This is a genomic window from Enterococcus sp. DIV2384 (assembly GCF_050534975.1).
GTDB classification, from domain to species: domain Bacteria; phylum Bacillota; class Bacilli; order Lactobacillales; family Enterococcaceae; genus Enterococcus; species Enterococcus faecalis.
In genome coordinates, this window is sequence record NZ_CP172905.1 from 586874 (window position 1) to 606030 (window position 19157).

The window sequence follows — 19157 nt, forward strand, 5'->3', positions numbered from 1 at the left end:
TTATTCGGCTTCTACTTCTATTTTGGTTTTGAAATATTTCCAATGTTTATAACTAATAATATATTCAGCAACACTACCATCTGCGAGATAGGAATGTTTAACTTGTTTAACAGCGGGTTCACGAAAACTTAATTGAAGTAAATTCAATAACTCAGCATCTTCGGGAAAGACAATTTCATTTGTTTCTACAGAAGCCAACGAGAAGAGGTCTACTGAAAAATCTTTACGGACTCGTTCATACACACTTGCATAAGCTGTGAGGTCCTTTGAGAGCGGCTCTTTAACAAGCTTTTTGGGAAGATGTGTGATATGTACGAGAAAGGGTGTATCTTCAGAATAGCGTACACGCTTGATTCTATAATAAGAAGCGTTAGCTGGTAAGCCTAATTCCTTTAAAATTTCGGCTTGATTTTCTTCTTCAATTGAAAGGACTTTAACTTTTTCAGAGTCTAAAGAATGCAACTCGATATCAGAAAATTTTACATTTTGAGAAACTTTTGATTTCGAAACAAAGGTCCCTTTTCCTTGGATACGATACAAGTAACCTGCACTGGTCAACTCATTCAGTGCTTTGACAGCTGTGATAGAACTAACAGCATATTTTCGTTTAATATCGGCTTCAGAATAAAATTTATCACCAGGAATAAAGGTATGATTTTTTATTTCACGTAAAAGGTCTTGTTTAATTTGTTCATATTTAGGTAACATGCGATTGCCTCCATTCTAGTAATCGAATGAATTAAGCATAACATGTTAACTAGCCTTTAGCAAACACTTTGAAAAAGAGGAAAGACAATTTTTATTTAAAGAATTCAAAAAAATAAATTCAATATATTAAGATATTAGGTTTACGGATAACTTAGTATGTGTTATAGTAAGTTCGTAGAGAACATAACATGTTAAGTAGGGTCGCCTACATCTAGGGAGGGAAATTCGTGGAAAACATTGTACTAATTAGTCATGGTAGCATGGCTGAAGGCGTCAAAGTTAGTTTAGAAATGATCGTTGGTCGGCAAGAACACGTGCATACAGTCTCATTACGACCAGATAGCGATAATCTTCAATTTGAGAAAGAGCTAAATGAAAAAATGAAAGCCCTTAACGGTACGACACTGATTATTGCTGATTTACTAGGAGGAACGCCATGTAACGTGGCAACTAAGAATTATTTGAACGTTGACGGAGTGGAAATTATTGCAGGGATGACGCTATCTGTTGTGATTGAAGCAGTGGTTAATCAACAGGCTTCGATTAAAGAATTAGTTTGTTTAGCACAAGAAAATATTGTTGATGTAAAGGCTGGAATGAATCAAGCAGAACAAGAGATTTCAGAAGCCAGAAAAGAAAAAGAATTAAGTAACTATAGTCAATATGCTGGAAAAGAAAATATTGTAAACACACGGATTGATGAACGGTTAATTCATGGACAAGTAGCGGGAATTTGGTCGACAAGTCTTAGTACACAGCGAATAATTGTAGCCAATGATGAGGCTGCTACAGATCCTTTACAAAAATCATCTTTGAGAATGGCAGCGCCTTCTTCGATGCGTTTATCTGTTCTTGGAGTAGAGGCTGCCGCTAAAAATATTCAATCAGGAAAATATGGTAAACAGCGTTTATTTTTATTATTTAAAAATCCGAAAGATGTACTCCGCTTTATCGAAGCGCAAGGACCTATCAAAACTGTAAATGTTGGGAATATGAGTTACAAAGAAGGAGCACGCGAAGTGACAAAAAGTATTCAAGTTTTACCAGAAGAAGAACAAATTTTTGAAACAATCGCTTCAAAAGGCGTCACGGTGACAGCCCAATTAGTTCCAAACGATCCAGTCGTTGATTTTATGAAAAAATTACGCGGCTAAAACTGTCAGACTAAGAAAGAATATTTTTAAATTTAGGAGGAAATTTCAATGCATTTAGCAGCGTATCAAATTATTTTAATTACTATTTATGCGTTTATTGCTATTAATGACTCACTTATTTCAAATACGTTGACGCAACCAGCTATTGCTGGAATGATTTCTGGAATGATTATGGGAGATTTAAAAACTGGTTTAATGGTTGGCGGCACTCTTCAATTAATGCGTTTAGGAATTGCTGCTTTTGGTGGAGCATCGGTACCTGATTATTTCACAGGGGCTGTTTTAGGAACCGCTTTCGCTGTAATCTCTGGAAAAGGAGCGGAGTATGGCATTGGTTTAGCTGTTCCTGTTTCTCTGTTGATGTTGCAACTAGATGTAGTGGCCCGTTTTTGTAATGTCTTTTTACTTCATAGTGTCGATAAAGCGATTGATAAGATGCAAGTAAAACGGATTCCGCGCTTAGTTTTATCTGGTTCTGTTCTATGGGGACTGTCTCGTGCCATTCCGATTTTATTAATGTTATTAGCGGGGGATGCTGTAGTAACAACGATTACCGATAACATGCCAGAATGGCTAATGACGGGCTTAAAAACAGCTGGAGGGGTATTACCTGTTGTCGGTGTAGGAATTTTATTACGTTACTTGCCAACGAAGCAATATATCCCCTATTTACTATTAGGCTTTTTCTTAGCGGCTTATTTAAAAGTTCCAATGTTAGGTGTTTCGATAGTTGGGATGGTAGCAGCGATGCTTGTATTTAAACGTGATGGGGCAAAAAGCACGACACAAGCAACAACAGGAAATGGTGATTTTGAAGGAGGATATGACGGCGATGAGTAAGCATAAACTGACAAAAAAAGAATTAAATGCAATTAGCTGGCGTTATATTTTAGGAAGCCAATTAAACTGGAACTATGAACGTATGATGAGTTCAGGATATTTATACGGCATCTTACCTGTTTTAAAAAAATTCTATGGTCATGATGAAGCACAATTTCAAGATATGATGCGCACACACAATCAATTTTTTAACACCAATGCTATTTTTGGGAATTTAATTATGGGGATTGATGTTGCGATTGAAGAGCAAGATGGCTATAAAGCGAAAGAAACAATTATTGCGCTAAAAACAGCTCTGATGGGTTCTTTGGCAGGCGTGGGTGACTCTTTATTCCATGTTATTTGGGGGACGATTTTTGGCTCTGTTGCAGGGACACTGGCTCAAAATGGTTCGGTGGTTGGCTGTGTTATTTGGATTATTGCAAATATTGCACTATTGTTTGGTCGGGCCGCGCTCTTACCACTTGGTTATAAGCAAGGGGTCAAACTAGTGACGACCTTAAAAGACAAGTTATCTGCCTTTACGAATGCAGCAACTGTTCTTGGTGTGACTGTGATTGGTGCCTTAATTCCTTCAGTTATCAAGGCGACAGTTCCTTTTGTTTATAAAAAGAACGGGGTCGAATTAGTTATTCAAGATACGTTAGATGCGATTTTGCCTTCCTTAGTTCCAATCTTACTTGTTCTTTTGACTTATTGGATGTTAGGTCAAAAGAAACTAAATTCCACACGAGTGATTTGGATTATTTTAATTTTATCGATTGTTTTGAGTGCCTTTGGTATTTTGGCGTAAAAAGTATATTAAGTGATTTTCAGAGAGTCGGAGAGTGTAGAAAGTATTTTTCTTCACTCTTTTTCTCTGATTTGTATGTAAGCGTTTTACGATAATTTTTTAGGAGGAGAAAGAATGAAAAACAGGAAAATATGGGTAATGCTGATCGGACTGTTTACTGCTTTGACGAGTGGATTTATGGGAACCACCCTTACCTTTGCAGAAGAAAACGAAGCGAGCCAAACGATTGAGCAACCCTCTTACATTTCAGATTTCCCCAATCAAGTTGGGCATTGGCAAGATTTGGTGGGAACAGCAGAAAAAAAGAATGATTCTGCTGGTTTATGGATCGCAAACACGAAGCAAGGGACAAACCTCGAATCTGTCTCTATCAATCTTGATGCACGCGAACAATCTTCAGGAGATCTTGAACTAACCTTTTTATATGAAGGGCAAAGTAACTTCGGATTGGTTTTTCGCGGAGATAAACAAAAGACGAGTCAATGGCAATCTTTTGCTTATAATCGTGACGGCCGCTGGCAGTTAGGACAACCAGGCGGTAAATGGCTAACTAATATTCCGGGACCAACATTACTAAGTGGCCAACAATATAAACTGCTGGTTCGCTATGATGGGAAAAAAATTCAGACATTCCTGAATGATCAATTATTTTATGAAAATGAAGAGGTTCATTATCCTGATGGTACGTCCATTAATGATGACTGGATGGGTGCTGTAGGAATTAGACTATTTGGTAATCTATCAAAGCTGAATATCATTTCTATGAAAAGTGGCCCCGTTGGTAGCATTCCTGTTATCGATTCATCTGCAGAATACCGAGAATTAAAAGAAAAATGGCGAAATCAGCTTGTTTCAAAAGAATATGATTCAACTAACCAAGCGCTTGTAGACTACGTCCAAAAAATCTCCAATGAAGCAACAGAACTCGATCAAACGATGAATAAAGAGCCGAACCGCAGCTATTTATGGCCACTAGAGCCTGGCAATACGCCATCGGCTGATTTAACGACTCAATTTACCAAATTGCAAAAATTAGCGTTAGCCTATGGAACGAAGGGGAGTACGCTTTACCAAGATGACAAATTGGCAGCAACCATTATTGATGGCTTAGATTTTATGGTAACGCAAAAAGGGTATGATGGGAAAAAGTACCACGGAAATTGGTGGGACTGGCAAATTGGTGTGCCACAGAAGTTTCTTAATATTCTAATGATTTTAGAGGATAAAGTTTCTCCGGAAAAGCAACAAATCTATACAAATGCGCTGAGCAGTTATGTCCCAGATCCGTTTAAACAGTTGTATACAAAACCACAAGGAACGTTTGTGGATTTAGCTTTTATCCCAAATTTTGTGACATCAGGAGCGAACCGAACGGACTTAGCTTTAACTGTTTTGGGGTTAGGAATTTTACAAAAGGATAGCGGGAAAATTAACCAAGCATCCAGTAGTATCGTCGATGTATTTAAATTAGTCACAAAAGGTGATGGTTTTTACCAAGATGGTTCTTTTATCCAGCACAATAACATTCCTTATACAGGTTCGTATGGCAATGTTTTGGTGAAAGGGGTTGGACAAATTTTGGCCATTACAGCAGATTCATCTTTTCAAATGGATGCAACTCTTGTGACAGAATTTGTTGAAAATGTTGATCGTGCCTTTCTTCCTTTGATTTATAAAGGTGAAATGCTACCAACTGTGAATGGCCGTTCCATCTCAAGAGCCCCAGCAGTTGGAAAAACAGGCTATGGCTCAACTACCATGTATAATTTATTAATTGTGGCTAAATTTGCCCCTAATAATTATCAAAAGAAATTTCAAGAAGCCGTTAAATATTGGATGAAGGAGAACCCAGATTATTATTTGACAAATGCTCGTGATTTTAATGATTTACAGATGACTATGCAACTTTTAACTAATCCAGAAATTACGGGAGGGCAACTTCCTTTTACAGGCACGAAACTTTATGCTTCGATGGATCGATTTGTCCAACGAACACCTAGTTATATGTTTGGGCTAGGCTTGTATTCAAAGCGCACTGCATCTTTTGAAGCAGGGAATAAAGAAAATAAACGTGGCTGGCACACTGGTGACGGAATGATGTACGTATATAATGATGACGAGGTTCAATTTAATTCCAGCTATTGGCCAACTGTAGATCCCTATCGACTACCAGGAACAACTGTAGATACCATATCTTTGGCAGATGAAGTTTCAGCATTTACAACAATCACATCGAAAGAGCAATGGGTTGGTGGAGTAACGTCAGAAAATCAGGCAGTAGTAGGGATGGCTCTTAATAAAGACGGGACCAAAAATAATGGGAAACTTTTACCTATGAACCTACAAGCTAAAAAATCTTGGTTTGTATTAAATGGGCAAATTATCGCATTAGGCGCAGGAATTAAAGGGGATACAGAAGCTTCGATTGAGACAGTTGTTGATAATCGTTTGTTAAATGATGCGTATCAGTATCAAGTGCTATCAAATATTGGGGAGATTCATGAGAAAAATGAAACGAGTAAAAAACAATGGTTATTACTAAAGTCGGATCATTCCAATGCTAATATGGGTTATTATTTTCCAGAAGAAACAACGGTAAATGTTAAAAGTGAAACTAGAAAAGGAACCTATAAAGCAATTAATGAAGCATTTGCAAGTGATAAAGAATATGTAGGTGATTATCGAACATTTACGATTCAACATGGTCAACACCCAACGAACGAGCATTATGCTTATGTAGTTTTACCAGGAATCGATGAAACTGATTTAAAAACATATGCTGCCAAAAAAACAGTAGAAGTTCTCTCAAATACAGAAGAAATTCAAGCAGTTAAGCAAGAAGAAGAAGGCTATCTTGGGGTTAACATTTGGTCAGAAACTGGCGGTACAATAGCAGGGATTACCTCAAATAAAGCTATTTCTTTAATGAGAAAGACACAACAACACCAAAAAACGTATACTTTCTCTGATCCCACACAAACAACTAAGACACTGACTTTAAAAATACCAAAAGATTACAGCACAGTAATTAGTCAAAGTGACGGAATCACTTATGATGATGCAACAGAAACCTTTACTATTAATTTTGAAAATGCTGCAGGAAGTAGTAAACAAATTATTGTAGAATAACTAAAAGAAATTAAAGTAGCCTCAAATTCCAGTTTTAATCGGAATTTGAGGCTACTTTGTTGAAATTATTTAAGATTCTAACATTTCTGCAGGTAATAAAATCGTTTCACGATGGCCATCATCAAAAGCAAAAATTCGCGACGGATATGCCGTAGAATAACTAAATGGTAAGTCGATGGCCATTTCTACTGAACTATTTTCCTGAGAAAAATGGACAGTCACTTTGCCATTATTGTTCAACAAATCAAAGTGAAGTAAGTCGTTTAAAGGGATAACCCCTTTTAGATTTAAGTCAATAATCAACCAAATACTATCAATTAAGCCACTAGGTAAGCTAGAAACAACACCTAATGAAGCATAGCGGCTACGGTCACTATCAAAACGTTCAAACATATGGATGACCTCCTTTTTGTTTACTTACTTTTAGTATACTGCAAATTTTAAAAAAAGAAATTGTTTCGTTTGAAAATATTGCGTAGATTAGCAAAAATTTAATATTCCTCTGTAGCTTCCTAGCTTTGCAGGTGTCATCATTTATGTGAAGAAATCAAGACATGCAGTAAAAAGAAAATGGGACGTACGTTGTTTCAACGTACATCCCATTTCTAAAACTTAAGAGAATCAGCTGAACAAAAGTGTACTCTTTATTCGGCTAATTCTGGTTCAGTCGTTTCAGCAGCTGTTCCTTCTTCTTCTTCAGGAGCAGTTTGTGCTTCAACAATAGCAACTAGTTGTTCTTCTGGATCAGTTAAAATTTCATAGTCTTTGTGTTCAGGTAAATCAGCGATTGTAAGAGCATCACCAATTTCTAAGTTTGTAATATCTACTTCAATTGATTCTGGCAATTTATCTGGTGTGGCTGCCACTAAAACAGTGTACAAGTTTTGTGCTAAGGTACCCCCAGCTTTCACACCTGCAGATTCACCAATTAATTGAACTTCTGCTTCGACTTCTGTTGTTTCTTTCATATTTACAGATAAGAATTCAACATGAAGCATTTGACCAGTAAAGGTATCTAATTGTGCTTTAGACATTAATGTGTTGATGTTTTTGCCATCAACTGTCATTTTAATAACGGTGTTAGCACCATGTTCGCGTAAAATTTTTGATAAGTCTTTTTCTTCAAAATAGATTGGTGTACTTTCAATTTGGTAACCGTAAACAATGGCAGGTACTTTTCCTTCGTGACGTAGCTGATTTCTTAGTGAACGTGGACGGATAGCTCTTTCTTTAACTTCTAATTGTACTGACATAACCTAATTCCTCCTTGAAATAATGAGTGATTTGGTTAAACTCAGAAACAAAACATAATGGAAAAAAGAAACTCTTTTTTCAGTTGTTCTTGTCTAGAAAAATGCTAACAATAATCAAAAAATCCCCACAAATATTGCCAGGCAACACTCATGGGAATGGTTCATTGTTATCGTTGTTCTCTCCCAGGTCATTACGCTGTTTTTGAGAAACCTTTATTTACTTTACTTATTAACCGTAACACTTATATTTTTATACGTCAAGGAATTACCTTTTTCCACTTTTCATCTTTAACGGATTCCACTATACTAATACCAGAATGGAGCGGAACAATGCGATTAGATAAATTACTAGAAGAACTTCAGTTTGGATCACGCAAAACGGTGAAACGATTAATCAAAGGCAAGCAGGTCACTGTGGATGGCATCGTGACTTTAAATGAAAGCCAAAACGTCGATGCGCAATTACAAATGATTAAAGTAAAAGGACAATTAATTTCGCATAAGACACATGTGTACTATATGTTGAATAAGCCAAAAGGTGTGGTTAGCGCTGTCTCAGATGCATCTAAAAAAACAGTCATTGATTTGATTGCGCCGCAAGACAGACGCCCTGGTCTTTATCCAGTGGGCAGACTCGATGGCGATACGGAAGGGTTACTTCTATTAACAGATAATGGACAATTAGGGTATCAATTAATTCGGCCAAATAAAGAAGTAGCGAAATGTTATGAAGTGAAAGTCAATGGTTTGGTCTCTGCAGAAGATTGTGCTAAATTTAAAGATGGGATTGTTTTGCAAGGAGGCATTCAATGTAAGCCAGCAAAAATAACTGTTCTTGCAGCGACTGAAACGGAGAGTCATGTTTTCCTGACTATTCAAGAAGGAAAATTTCACCAAGTGAAAAAAATGTTTTTATCCGTGGGGAAAAAAGTGACTGCTTTAAAACGCCAAACTATAGGGCCGTTGAGGCTAGATCCGCAATTACCTTTAGGTGCTTATCGTTCATTAACAAGAGAAGAGTTACAATTGCTATTGCCTTATTTTTTTATTGAAAAACAACAAACAAGCAAAGCGTTACCGAGTAATTTGAAAAGAGAAGAGGAACGGAAATGAAAACATTGCTTTTTGATGTTGATGATACATTGTTAGATTTTAAATTGGCTGAAAAGAAGGCGCTCCATGCCTTATTTGAAGAAGAAAATGTACCATTTACATCTGAAGTCGAGTCAACGTACCACCGAATTAATCAAGGATTATGGCGTTCATTTGAAGAAGGAAAAATAACAAAAGATGTTCTCCTTGATACACGGTTTGGTTTATTGTTTGACGCGTTTAATCGAGAAGTTGATAGCGTTAAAATGGGAGAAAACTACCGAGAATATTTAAGTCAAGGACATGACTTGCTTGGCAATAGTCAACGTATCTTGGAAAAATTAGCACCCCATTATGATTTATATATTGTGACAAACGGAGTGGCAAAAACACAGTATCGTCGATTGGAAGATTCGAAATTAATGCCTTATTTTAAAGATATTTTTGTTTCAGAAGAAGTGGGTTATCAAAAACCGATGAAAGAGTATTTTGATTTTGTTTTTGAACGGATCCCTAATTTTAGTCGAGAAAAAACAATGATTATTGGCGATTCTTTGTATTCAGATATTCAAGGAGGCCAACAAGCGAAAATTCAAACTGTTTGGCTCAATCCGACCTCCGCTCCAGCAACACCAACCATTCAACCCAATTATACGATTCAACAGCTAGATGAGTTGTTATCAATTCTTGGGCATTAAAAAACAACATTTCCTGTACAGGAAATGTTGTTTTTTTAACTTAAATGTAACCGTAAGCGAACCATATCCTTTAAAGGCAAGCCGTTTTCTATAATGGGCTCATCATAATGATGGATAAAAAAATCTGGTTCAATATGTGTCATTCGAAAACCGACTTTTTGGTAGAGATATAGCTGTTGAAAGCCTGTGCTCCCAGTCCCAATCTCCAAGTAATCATACTTTTCTTTTTTGGCAAAATCAATGGCAAAATGTAATAATTCTTGCCCGATGCCCCGCCCGCGGCTTTCTTCTGAGACAGCGATGTTTACGATTTCCAATGTCCGTGGGTGAGTCGGCAACAGGACTAAAATTCCTTGAAGTTCTTCAGTCTGATAGTCAAAGCAAATACCGCGGGTAATGTAATCTGCCACCATTTTTTTTGATGGATCTGCCTCATAAAGAAGAGCGTAATGCGCCGTTGTAAGTGCTTCTTTTTTGACTTTTTTAATCATAGGTAGGATTCTCCTTTTATTGATAAGTATACTGTAATTGAAAGAAGTGTGGGCAGATTTTTCATAAGAAGATAAAAATCACATGAAAAGTCTTGGAAAAGGTCTGGCATTCTTCAGAGTTTTCATTATAATAGTAAAAGACAATGAAGTTTTTGAAAAGAAAGAGGTTTATACATGAAAGATAGTCAGCCAATTATCATTGGTGTTACTGGCGGATCAGGAAGCGGAAAAACCAGTGTTAGCCGTGCGATTTTTAATAATTTTCCCGATCATTCAATTATGATGTTAGAACAGGATTCTTATTATAAAGATCAGAGCCATTTGAGTTTTGAAGAACGTTTAAATACCAATTATGATCATCCTTTTGCGTTTGATACAGATTTATTGATTCAACATGTTGAACAACTGTTAAACTATCAAGCCATTGAAAAGCCAGTTTATGACTACGTTGCGCATACAAGAAGTACAGAAACGGTGATACAAGAACCGAAAGAAGTAATTATTCTTGAAGGGATTTTAATTTTAGAAGATCGCCGCTTAAGGGATTTAATGGATATTAAAGTGTATGTGGATACAGATGATGACATCCGTATTATTCGTCGAATCAAGCGTGATATGGAAGAACGTGGCCGTACTTTGGATTCTGTGATTGAACAATATTTGACAGTCGTCAAGCCCATGTATCACCAATTTATTGAACCTACAAAACGTTATGCAGATATCATTGTGCCAGAAGGTGGCGAAAACCACGTAGCTATTGATTTAATTAATACAAAAGTGGATAGTATTTTAACAAAAATGTAATAGTCAGCTTAAATAGCCGTCTCTATATCAGAGTCGACTGTTTAAGCTTTTTTTTTTTTGACTTTTAAAGGGTGGTTTTATCAAATATTTTAAGGGATAGCTAAAAAGTTGAAAATATTGCAAGAAACAATATGCTATAATTTTTTAAAGGAAAAGGAGGGAAGGGAATCTGAATGATAAAAAGAGGTGAGGTTTTTTATGCGAATCTCTCACCAGTTGTTGGTTCTGAACAAGGTGGGATTCGACCTGTCCTGATTATTCAAAATAACAAAGGTAACTTATTTAGTCCAACGTTGATTGTTGCACCGATTACCCGTAACGTAAGCAAGCGGCTGCAACCAACGCAAGTCCTCATCGAAATTCCCCATAACGAGTGCAGGACGCCATCACTTATTTTGTTAGAACAAATTCGAACATTGGATAAAGAACGAATGCTACACAAGGTTTGTCAACTTTCTCGTGAAGAGATGGAGCAGGTCAATCAAGCTTTAAAAGTTAGCGTTGGTATCCGTTAATTTACATATAAAGAAATCGTTTTGGGGAAACGGTTTCTTTTTTTGAAATAGTTTCCAAATATTCGTTTTTCTCGTATAGTGAAAGAGGAGGCGATCACATGGATAAAATTCGTTATGGAATTATGAGTACTGCCCAAATTGTCCCAAGATTTGTAGCAGGGCTTCGAGAAAGTGCGCAAGCTGAAGTGCGCGGGATTGCATCAAGGCGTTTAGAGAATGCTCAAAAAATGGCTAAAGAATTAGCGATTCCGGTGGCTTATGGCAGTTATGGAGAGTTATGTAAGGATGAAACAATTGATATTATTTATATTCCCACCTACAATCAAGGACATTACTCAGCAGCTAAGCTTGCGTTATCACAAGGAAAACCCGTCCTACTGGAAAAACCATTTACATTAAATGCTGCTGAAGCAGAAGAACTCTTTGCAATCGCACAGGAGCAAGGGGTTTTTCTAATGGAAGCTCAGAAGTCTGTCTTTTTACCAATTACCCAAAAAGTAAAGGCGACGATTCAAGAAGGAAGATTGGGAGAGATTTTATGGGTTCAGTCAGTTACTGCCTATCCCAATGTGGATCATATTCCCTGGTTTTACTCGAGAGAAGCGGGTGGTGGAGCGCTTCATGGCTCAGGAAGTTATCCATTACAATACTTACAATACGTATTAGGGAAAGAGATTCAAACTGTTACGGGAACCGCAACGTATCAGCAAGGGGCGACGGATAGTCAATGTAATTTAGCTTTGAAATTTGCTGAAGGGACGCTGGGCAATATTTTTATTAATGTTGGTTTAAAGATACCTAGTGAAATGACCATTTGTGGTACAAAAGGGCAAATCGTTATTCCTAATTTCTGGAAAACAGATTGTGCTTATTATACAGATGCTCAAGGCAACACTGTCAAATGGTCTGAACAATTCACTAGTGAATTTACCTATGAAATCAATCATGTGAATCAATGTTTACAAGACAAAAAGTTAACTAGCCCCGTAATGACGAAGGAATTAACGATAGCAACCGTTAAAATTGTTGAAGGTTTTTATCAAGAATGGTTTGATAACGAATAATTACCACCACTTGCTATCCAAACTATTCTGTGTTAAAGTGTGTTTTATGCGACGAGTTGACTCAATCAGATAGCTTCGGCTATTCCGTTTTGACGGCTAGTGATTGTCAAACACAACGACACCAGATAGTACGGCTATCAGTTACCGGATTTGTAACGTGTCGGACAGAATACTTTTGTGGAGAAGGTTTCTGTCTATTTATGCAAATAAATAGTGTGGTATCCCTTAACAGTTACTACTGTTAAGGGATTTTTTTTGTATGAAAAGAGAAGTGTTGCACTTTTATAAGTGCAACTTTTTTGTGTTGTGGAACAGATAAAATAACGCTATAGTTTTAAGTGTAAAGGGAAAAGAAAAGAGGTGACAAGGCATGACCGTGTTGTTGTCCAAAAGAGCGATAAATATTTTATTGATGCTTTTGGATTTGGAAGGGAGTATTACCACGCAAGAATTAGCTGAGAACTTTACTGTCAGCGTTCGAACAATTAAGTATGATTTAGAAGATATTCGTGCTTGGTTTGAACAGCACGATGAGACACTTTATTCAAAACGAAATAAGGGAATCTGGCTAGATTTACCTGACTCTAAACGCTTACTGTTAAAAAATGAAATTATCGATGTCGATCGATTTGAAACCTATCCTGATCAAAAAAGACGAGTCAATGTATTGATTTTTCAGTTATTGTCAGTCAAAGGGTACTTAACGGCACAGCAGCTAGCAGATGAATTATTAGTGAGTCGAAACACAATTGTCAGTGATTTGGAACAGGTCGAACGGTTGCTGCAAGCATATGATTTAACCTTAATTCGCCAAGCACGCCAAGGGTTTACAATCAGTGGTGAAGAAAGCAATGTACGCTTACTGATGGAATTTATCACTCAAAAAGAACTTACAGAATACGATATTTACCAAATTATGAACTATGTGACAAAGACAAAAGGGGCTGAAAAAATCCCTAAAATTAAATTTGGGTCAGGGACATTGTTTCAAGGTTGTTATCGTAGTGCATTGAAAAAAATGCGAAATTTAATTAATCCACTCGATCAAAATCAATTTGATTATGCCGAAATATTATCTATTACGTTGAGAGTGGCAATTGCCGCAGCACGTATGCAGATGGCACATACAATTGGGACTTACCGAGTATTATCGCAAAAAACACGCTTTGAACAACGGAACGAAGTACCACTTTTACTTTTACAAGAGGTGTTTGAACGGTATGACTTGCCTTTATTAGCGGATGAATATTTTTATATTTATAGTGATTTATTCGGAACCCATCAACGGCAAGATATGGTTCAATTAACAAAGCAAGTGATTGAAAGCGTTTCAAAAGAGCTGAATTATCCTTTTGTAAATGATCGCCAATTATTTACGAACTTGTTTGCACACCTGTCCTTACGTTTTACAAAGAAACATTTATTTATTAATGAATACAATCCGTTTTCTGAAGAAATCAAAGGAAAACACCCAGCGTTATTTTTAGCTATTCAAAGTGCCTGTAAACAATTAATTCAACGTTCTGTTTTGTTAGTCAACGATTCTTTCTGCGCATATATTGCGTTGCATTTTTTGGCAGCTCAGGAACGACAACAGCAGGAAGCTAAGTTGTTAGGATTGTGTATGTTTGCTCGACGGGCTTAGGTGTGACCAGTTTAATTGAACAAAAAATTTTAGAGGAAGTACCAAACGTTGAACTCGCAGGATTTGCTTCTGTTTTAAATGCAACTGAAGTGATTCAAGCAGAAAAGCCCGATTTGGTATTGAGTATTTTCCCAATTGAAGAAATGACATACCCATTTATTAAAGTTAGTCCATTGTTGACGGACACAGACTTAAGTTTGATTCGGGAAGAGGTCGATAAAATTTTATTAGGGAAACGTCAAGGAAAAGGTACCGCTCGCTCCACGAAATCTGATGTAATTGAAAAAAATGAACGGATACAAAGCCAAGATTTATTAGTAAAAGCGTATATTATTTATGAAGAGTTAAAACGAATGTTTCAAACAAAGTTACTGAGCGAATATCAAGAAGCCTTTTTACTTCACGTTTTATTAATGACACATCGGATTACGTTTAATAAACAATACGAAGAGATTCCTTGTAATAGAGAAGTATCTCACGAAAGGCAAGAAGAAATTCGGCAAATTGAATGTTTATTTGCTAAAAATGAGTTACCTGTCAATCATGCTGAAATTTCAGCATTACTTAATTATTTAGAACAACCAAAGGAGGAAGAGGATGGAACTAGCAATGGAAGCACAGGAGATCATTCGACAAAGTGCTGAACCAGAAAAGCTACAATCGATTATCAAACAAACCAGTGCGCGATTAGCAGAAGCACAAATTGAACCAACGGAATTACAGTGGACGATTTTGATCAACCATCTCAATGAGATGCTGAATCGTTCAAGAGAAGGAACGACATTAGCTGGTGTTGATCGGACGTTATTTACGGAACTAACACCAGAAACGTTGAAAATTGCACAAGAAACAACAGAAGCAATTGGTCAGTTATCAGAAGATGAGTGGTATGTTTTAGCTGTTCATTTTGAAGTTGCTAAACAAAACAATTAATAGGAGGAAAAGTTATGATTACAGTAGTTATCGCAGATCGTTTAGGAAAAGGACAAAATGTTGCAAAAGGAGTGGAGCAAGCCGGTGGTCGCGCGGTTGTTGTTCCAGGAATGGGCGCTGATATGCATTTAGGAGATGTGATGCAACAAGAAAAGGCAGATTTAGGCATTTCTTTCTGTGGCAGTGGTGGTGCAGGGGCGTTAACGGCTGCTACTAAATACGGGTATCCCGAAAGACATGGCATGCGATCAATCGAAGAAGGGGTAACAGCAATTAACGATGGGAAAACTGTTCTTGGATTTGGTTTTATGGATCAGGAAGAACTTGGTAAACGAGTAACTGAAGCATTTATTAAGAAACACGGAGCATAGAAAGTAGTAACTTAGAAAGGAGCGGTAATTATGGATGCCACAAAACGGTCAACACAAACCGTGATTGTTTCTGGAAAAGGTAATAAGAAGAATGAAGCTTTTGCAAGTGCATTGAATGATGTTTCAAAAAAAGTATTAAAAGAAACAACAGAGGTCCTCATCCGGATTGAACCGAAAGAAGTAACTATTCGTCAGGCAAAAGAACAAGTTTATACAGAAAAATTTCTGTTCTTCTTCTTTCCTAGAAAGAGAGTGATTTATCATGTCGAACTAGCTGTAGAAGTGGAAATCCAAGCCATTGCAGTCGAAGAAGTTGATTTTTTAACGGAAACAATTAAAGAACCGAACGCAGTAGTAGTTCCGTTTCTTTCAAAAAGAGGCGTATAAAGGGAGGAAGAAGGAATGGAATTTGTAATCATATTGCTGAAGTCATTGCTTATTGGTGGTTTACTAGGTTTTGCAGCTGGCGCAGGCGCTGCTCGGATGTTTCATGCACCACAAACGCAAGGGTTAGGGGCATTTAGAACATTAGGAGAAATGAACGCGGCACAAGGAGATCCAGCATCACACTTTTCTTTTGGTTTAGGTTTTTTCTTTAATGCTTGGGCTTCGGCCGTCGGAGCAGGGGCCTTTACACAAGATGTGACCCACCGGATTGTGCCTAACTGGGCTGCAGCAATTTTATTGGTAAAGGATAAAGATGTCACTAAAACGATGCATAATCCCAAAAAAATGGGGATTGTCGGGGCCTTTGTAGGAATGGCGACTGTGGCTTTCTTAAATAGTACAGCTGCAGCAATTCCAGAATCGCTACAAGTAACAGCAGTTGCGGTGTTGGTACCTGCAGCAACGATTTTAATCAATACTGTGATGCCTGTTTTATTCTGGCTAGCGGCTTTAGATGCAGGAAAACGGACAGGTTTCTGGGGAACATTATTTGGCGGATTATCTCAATTAGTCATGGGCAATGCTGTCCCAGGAGTTGTATTAGGGATCTTAATCGGTAAAGGTGTCGATGATTTAGGGTGGACCCGAATGACACGCGGCATGCTTGGTGCCATTATCTTATTATTTATTTTAAGTGGCTTCTTCCGAGGGTTCGACTTAGAAATGATCGAAAGTTTCCGCTTGTCTATTCCTCAATGGTTAAATAATTTACACAATGTCTTCACCGTTAAATAGAAAAAAGGAGGTCTCATAGATGGAACAGCAAGAAAAAAATGAATGGGCACAACAAGAACAAGAAATTCAAGAAGGTTTAAAAGGCAAAAGTTTTTGGTATGCTGATTGGGGCTTTCCGATTTTAGTCGGGATTATGTCAGCGGCAATTTTTGCAGGAACACATATGTATGTAGTTTATGGTGTGGGCGCCTTTAATGAAGTTTCAATTGTTGCGATGCTAAAAGCTGGTTTAGATGGTGGTTCTTATGGCGCTGCCGCAGCATTTGGTGCAAGTTTCCTGTTTGCACGAATTTTAGAAGGTTCTTTAGTCGGGATTTTAGATTTAGGTGGCTCAATTTTAACGGGGATTGGGATTGGCGTACCTGCAATTTTCCTCAGCATGGGTATTAAAGCACCTGTAGAAAACTTTGGCTTAGCACTTTTAACAGGTGCGCTACTAGGGTTAGCAGTTGGTGGCGTAATTGTGTTGATTCGGAAATTTACTATCAATCAAGGAAATTCCACTTTTGGTGCGGATGTGATGATGGGGGCTGGTAATGCCTCAGGACGTTTCTTAGGCCCGTTAATTATTTTGAGTGCGGCGGGTGCTTCGATTCCTATTGGGATTGGTGCTACATTAGGAGCTTTAGGTTTTTACATTTGGAAAAAACCAATCGCTGGGGGCGCAATTTTAGGCGCAATGATTTTTGGTGCAATATTCCCGGTTTCTTTATAATCAGAAAAAGCCTTTTGTTTTGCACTTTCTCTGTCATGAATAAGAATAAGCGTTTACATTATAATGTTACTATGTTATTATAAATGCGAAATAATTATTATTTTTATTAGTTGAACGGAGGAATTAACAAATGAATGGTTTTGTACAGTGGATGGAAGTTAAGTTAATGCCGATTGCGAATAAATTTGGTTCGCAACGCCATATGACAGCGATTAGAAAAGGATTAATTGCAACTATGCCTTTAACAATTGTGGGCTCATTCTTTACAATTTTTCAAAATATTCCAATTGAGGCATACACAAAATTGATTGAACCTTATCAAGCAATTTTAGATATTCCTTCCCGCTATACGATGGGGTTACTTGCACTTTATGCAACATTTGGGATTGCTTCATCATTGGCCAAAAGTTATAAGCTTGACTCTTTGACGTGCGGAATTTTAGCATTAATGGCCTTTTTAGTAACAGCGGCACCACCAACACGTGTCTTTGAAGATGTTGACAACGTCATTACAGCAGGGCGCTATATTAATTTAGCAAATTTAGGTTCAGCTTCTTTATTTGGTGCGATTGTAACAGCGCTGTTATCTGTTGAAATTTATCGCTTCTTTATTGAAAAAGATATTATGATTAAGATGCCAGATGGCGTACCGCCAGAAGTGTCAAATTCATTTATTGCGTTAATTCCAGGAGCAGTTATTCTTTTATTATTCTGGGTTATTCGCCACGTAATTGGTTTTGATTTGAATGGTTTCTTGAGTACGTTATTAATGCCACTTAAAGGTATCCTTGCTGGTAACAGTTTATTTGGCGGCTTACTAACAGTCTTCTTAATCTGTTTCTTCTGGGTTTTAGGGATTCATGGTCCAGCGATTATGGGCCCAGTTATTCGTCCTTTCTGGGATATGTCGATTGCAGAAAACCTTGAAGCTTTTACCAATGGTGCAAACGTTCATCAGTTACCTAATATTTTTACAGAACAGTTTTTACAATGGTTTATCTGGATTGGTGGCGCTGGAACTACGCTTTCTTTAGTTGTTTTAATGATGTTTTCTAAATCAACGTATCTGAAAAGTCTTGGCCGTTTATCGTTCTTACCAGGCTTGTTTAATATTAATGAACCAGTTATTTTCGGAACGCCGATCGTAATGAATCCTATTTTAGGTATTCCGTTTATCGTGGCACCGTTAATTACCACAACGTTATCTTATTTCTTAACAGTCGCTAATATAATTCCGATGATGGCTGCACGCTTAGCGTTTGCAATTCCAGCACCAATTGCTGCTTGGATGAGTACCAATTGGAGTTTCTCGGCCGCAGTATTAGTGATTGTTAACTTCTTAATTACAATGGCTATCTACTATCCATTTTTCAAAGTTTATGAAAAACAACAATTGGATAAAGAAGCAGAAGAATTAGCAGCTGAACAAGCAGCAAAAAATTAAAAAATGTTAGGGCGGGTGTTCTGATATGAATATCCTGCCCCTTCTAAGTCAGAGAAGAAAGTCAGGAGCGTATAAGATGATTATTTGGTTCATTTTCTTTTTTATCGTTAGTCAAATTATTATAGAAAAAGGGCAGTTGCCTACTGTTGTTTATCAATTTGGTTTGGTAAAGACGTTGGTTTTTACGGCAGTTTGTATTACTCTTTCCATGATAATTGGCGGATTTCTAAATCAATCAGTATTGCTCGTTGGCTCTACAACAATCCTGTGTAGCTCGGTGATTGCTTGGAAATTTCGAAATAAATTTGAAAATAGCGGAGTGTGAG

At 37.3% G+C, this 19157-nt stretch carries 20 protein-coding genes and 1 pseudogene; 17 read left to right on the forward strand and 4 right to left on the reverse strand.

The annotated features are described in order from the left end of the window. Positions 1 to 708 (reverse strand): GntR family transcriptional regulator, encoded by a 708-nt coding sequence (locus tag IGK54_RS02840; protein ID WP_002366233.1) that lies wholly within the window; start codon positions 706 to 708, stop codon positions 1 to 3. Between the two features lie 260 nt (positions 709 to 968). Here IGK54_RS02840 and IGK54_RS02845 point away from each other — a divergent pair, with 260 nt between their 5' ends. The 4 genes from IGK54_RS02845 (at position 969) to IGK54_RS02860 (ending at position 6624) form a co-directional block, all read left to right on the forward strand. Beyond that, a complete protein-coding gene (locus tag IGK54_RS02845) occupies positions 969 to 1862 on the forward strand; it encodes a PTS mannose/fructose/sorbose transporter subunit IIAB (RefSeq protein ID WP_239642621.1) in 894 nt (297 codons plus the stop codon). Between the two features lie 48 nt (positions 1863 to 1910). Then, positions 1911 to 2702, forward strand: a complete 792-nt coding sequence (locus tag IGK54_RS02850; protein WP_002358771.1) for a PTS mannose/fructose/sorbose/N-acetylgalactosamine transporter subunit IIC — start codon at positions 1911 to 1913, stop codon at positions 2700 to 2702. After that, complete coding sequence (locus IGK54_RS02855; protein ID WP_002383066.1) at positions 2695 to 3495, forward strand: PTS system mannose/fructose/sorbose family transporter subunit IID; 801 nt, start codon at positions 2695 to 2697, stop codon at positions 3493 to 3495. Before IGK54_RS02850 ends, IGK54_RS02855 begins: the two co-directional genes overlap by 8 nt. A gap of 114 nt (positions 3496 to 3609) precedes the next feature. Further along, a complete protein-coding gene (locus IGK54_RS02860) occupies positions 3610 to 6624 on the forward strand; it encodes a polysaccharide lyase 8 family protein (protein WP_430603179.1) in 3015 nt (1004 codons plus the stop codon). A 69-nt stretch (positions 6625 to 6693) separates the two neighbouring features. On the opposite strand, the gene IGK54_RS02865 is transcribed toward IGK54_RS02860, so the two are convergent. Beyond that, positions 6694 to 7017: a DUF960 domain-containing protein gene (locus IGK54_RS02865; protein ID WP_002355697.1), complete on the reverse strand. Its 324-nt coding sequence runs from the start codon at positions 7015 to 7017 to the stop codon at positions 6694 to 6696. A 251-nt stretch (positions 7018 to 7268) separates the two neighbouring features. After that, positions 7269 to 7877 (reverse strand): 50S ribosomal protein L25/general stress protein Ctc, encoded by a 609-nt coding sequence (locus IGK54_RS02870; RefSeq protein ID WP_002358773.1) that lies wholly within the window; start codon positions 7875 to 7877, stop codon positions 7269 to 7271. A gap of 330 nt (positions 7878 to 8207) precedes the next feature. Between IGK54_RS02870 and IGK54_RS02875 the strand changes: the two genes are divergently transcribed. Both IGK54_RS02875 and IGK54_RS02880 read left to right on the forward strand, forming a co-directional pair. Then, entirely contained in the window at positions 8208 to 8990 is a 783-nt protein-coding gene (locus IGK54_RS02875; protein ID WP_025193852.1) for a pseudouridine synthase, read from the forward strand. Next, entirely contained in the window at positions 8987 to 9667 is a 681-nt protein-coding gene (locus tag IGK54_RS02880) for a YjjG family noncanonical pyrimidine nucleotidase (RefSeq protein WP_104859277.1), read from the forward strand. The genes IGK54_RS02875 and IGK54_RS02880 overlap by 4 nt, the downstream gene beginning before the upstream one ends. A gap of 35 nt (positions 9668 to 9702) precedes the next feature. Here the strand turns inward: IGK54_RS02880 and IGK54_RS02885 are convergent, their stop codons facing one another. After that, complete coding sequence (locus IGK54_RS02885) at positions 9703 to 10158, reverse strand: GNAT family N-acetyltransferase (protein WP_002366240.1); 456 nt, start codon at positions 10156 to 10158, stop codon at positions 9703 to 9705. Positions 10159 to 10332: 174 nt separating this feature from the next. Between IGK54_RS02885 and udk the strand changes: the two genes are divergently transcribed. From udk to IGK54_RS02940, 11 genes and pseudogenes are all read left to right on the forward strand, one after another. Continuing rightward, positions 10333 to 10962: a uridine kinase gene (gene udk / locus IGK54_RS02890; protein ID WP_002355702.1), complete on the forward strand. Its 630-nt coding sequence runs from the start codon at positions 10333 to 10335 to the stop codon at positions 10960 to 10962. 173 nt (positions 10963 to 11135) lie between these two features. After that, entirely contained in the window at positions 11136 to 11477 is a 342-nt protein-coding gene (locus IGK54_RS02895; protein ID WP_002355703.1) for a type II toxin-antitoxin system PemK/MazF family toxin, read from the forward strand. 98 nt (positions 11478 to 11575) lie between these two features. Continuing rightward, the gene (locus IGK54_RS02900; protein ID WP_430603182.1) at positions 11576 to 12541 is read left to right on the forward strand and encodes a Gfo/Idh/MocA family protein; all 966 of its coding nucleotides are present in this window, start codon (positions 11576 to 11578) and stop codon (positions 12539 to 12541) included. Positions 12542 to 12953: 412 nt separating this feature from the next. Continuing rightward, positions 12954 to 14830 (forward strand): annotated as a pseudogene (locus IGK54_RS02905) (BglG family transcription antiterminator). Next, positions 14796 to 15119 carry a PRD domain-containing protein gene (locus IGK54_RS02910; protein ID WP_002386165.1) on the forward strand — a complete coding sequence of 108 codons (324 nt, stop codon included), beginning with the start codon at positions 14796 to 14798 and terminating at the stop codon, positions 15117 to 15119. The pseudogene IGK54_RS02905 and the gene IGK54_RS02910 overlap by 35 nt, the downstream one beginning before the upstream one ends. Positions 15120 to 15133: 14 nt before the next feature. Further along, positions 15134 to 15490: a glycine-rich SFCGS family protein gene (locus IGK54_RS02915; protein ID WP_010825058.1), complete on the forward strand. Its 357-nt coding sequence runs from the start codon at positions 15134 to 15136 to the stop codon at positions 15488 to 15490. Positions 15491 to 15520: 30 nt separating this feature from the next. After that, the gene (locus tag IGK54_RS02920) at positions 15521 to 15877 is read left to right on the forward strand and encodes a DUF4312 family protein (RefSeq protein WP_002355708.1); all 357 of its coding nucleotides are present in this window, start codon (positions 15521 to 15523) and stop codon (positions 15875 to 15877) included. A 15-nt stretch (positions 15878 to 15892) separates the two neighbouring features. Next, positions 15893 to 16672, forward strand: coding sequence for a DUF4311 domain-containing protein (locus IGK54_RS02925; protein ID WP_002355709.1), 780 nt, complete (start codon positions 15893 to 15895; stop codon positions 16670 to 16672). A 19-nt stretch (positions 16673 to 16691) separates the two neighbouring features. After that, positions 16692 to 17387, forward strand: a complete 696-nt coding sequence (locus IGK54_RS02930; protein ID WP_002361314.1) for a DUF4310 family protein — start codon at positions 16692 to 16694, stop codon at positions 17385 to 17387. Between the two features lie 130 nt (positions 17388 to 17517). Beyond that, positions 17518 to 18831: a PTS sugar transporter subunit IIC gene (locus IGK54_RS02935; RefSeq protein ID WP_002358780.1), complete on the forward strand. Its 1314-nt coding sequence runs from the start codon at positions 17518 to 17520 to the stop codon at positions 18829 to 18831. Positions 18832 to 18856: 25 nt separating this feature from the next. Further along, entirely contained in the window at positions 18857 to 19156 is a 300-nt protein-coding gene (locus tag IGK54_RS02940; protein ID WP_016633063.1) for a hypothetical protein, read from the forward strand. Position 19157 lies beyond the last annotated feature (1 nt).